Origin of the sequence: Streptomyces sp. HSW2009, from assembly GCF_040240285.1 — a bacterium.
Lineage (GTDB): Bacteria > Actinomycetota > Actinomycetes > Streptomycetales > Streptomycetaceae > Streptomyces.
The window spans coordinates 1-3,510 of sequence record NZ_JBEHZD010000694.1; the positions used below are offsets into that span (position 1 = coordinate 1).

Annotated in this window: 2 protein-coding genes and 1 pseudogene; 1 reads left to right on the plus strand and 2 read right to left on the minus strand. The window is 76.0% G+C overall.

Annotated features, from left to right (window positions below):
- Both AAHZ94_RS30860 and AAHZ94_RS30865 read right to left on the minus strand, forming a co-directional pair.
- Window positions 1-867: pseudogene (locus AAHZ94_RS30860) on the minus strand (hypothetical protein); the annotation flags it as partial.
- Window positions 868-1,526: 659 nt separating this feature from the next.
- A complete protein-coding gene (locus tag AAHZ94_RS30865; RefSeq protein ID WP_349997025.1) occupies window positions 1,527-1,736 on the minus strand; it encodes a hypothetical protein in 210 nt (69 codons plus the stop codon).
- A gap of 763 nt (window positions 1,737-2,499) precedes the next feature.
- Between AAHZ94_RS30865 and AAHZ94_RS30870 the strand changes: the two genes are divergently transcribed.
- On the plus strand, window positions 2,500-3,510 hold a 1,011-nt coding region (locus AAHZ94_RS30870; RefSeq protein WP_349997026.1), incomplete at its 3' end, for a serine/threonine-protein kinase.

Here is a 3,510-nt window from a genome sequence, read left to right on the forward strand (position 1 = left end):
GCCCAGGCCCCAGGCGGCGGCCCCGGCCGGGCTCGCCAGATCCTCTCCCGTCACCGTGGTGGGGCCGCGGGGGGCCCCCCACCGCCGGGCCGGGGCCAGCGCCGGGGCCACGGCCGGGTGCGCGGCCCGCAGTCGCCGCAGCGCGCGGGCCACCTTGGCCGGCCCGTACATCGGCGGTACGGGACCCGGCAGCGCGTCGACGGGCACCCGGTGCAGCCGGGCGAGCAACTCGCCGAGCGCCTCCCACGGCACGGCGTCCCGCTCATCGGGCGCCACCGGCGCCCCGTACGGCCACAGGCTCACCAGCCGACCGCCGGGCAGCGGGGCGAGCAGGGCGGGGGTGGTCACCGCGCCCGCGGGCGGGTCGGGGGCGGTGGCTCGTTCGGGGTGGGGCGCGGGGTGGCCGGGCGCGGCGATCGGGAGGGGCGCGAGCAGGGACGTACGGAGCGACGGGTGGGCCGCGATCCGCAGCCGGGTCAACAGGGCGGCGGGGTCGGCATCGGCCGGGTGTGCCTTGGCCACGCGGGGGCCGAGCCGTACGACCGTGGCGTCGAACCGGTCCGCGAGGACCACCGGCGCGGCGCCGGTGTGGGGCTCCGCTGCCCCGGGGAGCCCGCGTAGGAAGGCTGTGACCTGCGCGGTCTCGCTGGTTGGGGGCGTTTCGGGGGCCGGGGTGGTGTGGGGCGCCGGGGTTGCCTGGGAAGCCTTGGATGCTCCGGAAGCCGGGGGTGCTCCGGTCGGATCGGGCGAGCGGGGCGGGGTGAGGGGCCGGGTCCGCTCCGTCGGGGCCGGGGCCGGGGTCGGTTCCGTTGCGGCGGGCCGCGCGGGGTCAACGGGGTTGGCCGATGAGGTGGTTGAGGTGTTCACGGCCCCCCTTGGTGGCGCTGCTCCGGGCTCGGTGGCACGGCCCGGATGGAATCCCGTACGGGATGGCGGGCCGGTGCCGCATCCGTGCTGGGATCGTACGCGCCGTGGCTGGCGGGCTGGCGGGCTGGCGGGCTGGCGGGCTGGCGGGCTGGTGGGCTGGCGGCCATGCGTACCGCCGCTCCCACCCGTGAGTGTGGCCCGCGCTCACGGTCGCGGAGGGCATCGGCGGCCGGCCGTGAGAGGGCGCGGGGGCCTGATCCGGCGAGGCGAGCCATGCGCGGAGGGATCGTCCTGCGGGCGGACGGGCCGCGGCGCGAGCAGGTCGGGGGGTGGACGATCGCCGGGCCGGCAGATCGTGCGGCAGGCGGATCGCGCAGGACGTCGATCGTGGTGCAGGCGGATCGCGCGGCCAGCAGGGGCGTGGCGCAGGGCCGGGCAGCCTGGACCCGAGCGGGCCCCCGGGGCGGTGGGGAACGCACAAGGGTCCTGGTTACCTCCCCAGGTAACCAGGACCCTTTGACCCGGTGCCGGTCGTGAGGGCGAGTTGATCGCCTTCACTCCCGAGCTGTCCGGGCTTCGTGCCGTCCGCCGCACCCCCGTCCCCACGGGGTTATGGCCGGAAGTCCCCGGCCCGGGCCGCTCTCCCGGGCCTGGGGCGACTAGCGCCCCAGTATTCCGGCCACGGACGACGCTTGTGTGACGACGGCTTCCCAACCGCCGAACACGACTGCGAGGAGGGCGGCGACCGGCAGCACCATGGCTGCTGCCACCAGTGGGTGGCGGCGGGTCCCGGGACGTCCGGTGCCGAGCGCAGTGGAGACACGCTGCCGCTGTGCTTCGAAGTCCGTGCGGCCTGCGGTGATCGCCATCGTCCCCTCCTCTGTGATGATGGGGCGGCGGGCGTTGACCTCGGGGGACGAGTGCTACGCCCGCCGCTTGACCTCAACATTAGGTCCGCGGGCGGGTACCCGGCGTCATGCCCTCGTATCGCTTTCCTGGCCTCCCGGAGGATGACGGAGGGGGTGGAGCAGTACTCCCCTGGTTGCAGACCTCGCGTCCGGTACCCGGGTCTTCCCTGAGAAGTGGCCCCACCATGGGGGACGAGGGGCCTGGTGGACCCCGGTGACCTGCGGTGCCGCGGCCGGAGCGCGAGCCGTCCGTCGACCGCGCGGCATCCCGGTGATGTATCCGCCGGATGTACGCGGCGGTACCGGGCAGCACGGGGGCGGCGCACGCGCGGCGGGGTGGGAGCCGTGCCGATGGGGTCCGCGGCGGGTGACTTCCCTCACGTGTGGGGGACCGTGCCGACGTGGTGGGGTGTGCCGGCGGCCGAGCCCACCCGCGGTGACCGCGCAGCCGTACGCCCCGTCCCCCGTGCCGGGTGGGATCTCCGTGCGACCTCCGCTCATGCACCCAAGGTCCCTACGGCGGCGGCCGTTTGGGGAGACCGGGATGGCCGGGGACGTTCGGGGTCGTGGCGCCGGTTCGACGGGCCGGCGCTCCGGGGCCTGCTGACAATCCGTCTCCCGACGCATGCACGGCCTCTGCGCACACCGCCCCGTCAATCCGTAAGCTGTGGCACGTCAGACGGGCAGCAGCGTGGGGCCTCCCCACCGGAGGTAGGGGACGGACATGGCGATGATGCGGCTCCGACGCGAGGACCCGCGTGTCGTCGGCTCGTTCCGGCTCCACCGTCGGCTCGGTGCCGGCGGGATGGGCGTCGTCTATCTGGGCTCGGACCGGCGTGGCCAGCGGGTGGCGCTGAAGGTGATCCGGCCCGACCTGGCCGAGGACCAGGAGTTCAGGTCGCGCTTCGCGCGCGAGGTGTCGGCCGCCCGGCGCATCCGTGGCGGCTGTACGGCCCGGCTGGTGGCCGCGGACCTGGAGACCGCGCGGCCGTGGTTCGCGACCCAGTACGTGCCCGGGCCCTCGCTGCACGACAAGGGCGGCGACGAGGGCCCGTTGCCCGCCGCGCAGGTGGCCTCGCTCGGCGCCGCGCTCGCCGAGGGGCTGCTCGCGGTGCACGCCGCGGGCGTCGTCCACCGCGACCTCAAGCCGTCGAACATCCTGCTGTCGCCCAAGGGCCCGCGCATCATCGACTTCGGCATCGCCTGGGCGACGGGGGCCAGCACGCTCACCCATGTGGGTACGGCGGTCGGCTCGCCCGGCTTCCTCGCGCCCGAGCAGGTGCGGGGCGCGGCCGTGACGCCGGCGACGGACGTGTTCGCGCTCGGCGCCACCCTCGCCTACGCCTCGATGGCGGACTCCCCCTTCGGGCAGGGGAGTTCGGAGGTCATGCTGTACCGGGTGGTGCACGAGGAGCCGCAGTTGGCCGGGGTGCCCGATGCGCTCGCCCCGCTGCTGCACTCCTGTTTGGCGAAGGACCCCGAGGACCGGCCCAGCACCCTGCAACTGTCACTGCGGCTCAAGGAGATCGCCGCGCGCGAGGCGCACGGGCTGGCGGCCGGCCGGCGCCTCGGCCCCCAGGAGCCGCTGCGGCAGCGCGGCGAGCGGCCGAGCGGGCAACTGGCCGAGGAGTACGCGCAGCAGCACACGGAGCAGCGGTCGAACGAGGCTCCCCCGCCGCGCGGGGCCGGCCGGGGCCCGGCGGGGGCTCTCGTCAGCGGCGCCAGGGCCGCACGG

What these genes read in the sequence shown, in the direction of transcription:
- AAHZ94_RS30865 (WP_349997025.1), bottom strand. Translation starts at nt 1,736, where the DNA reads ATGGCGATCACCGCAGGCCGCACGGACTTCGAAGCACAGCGGCAGCGT.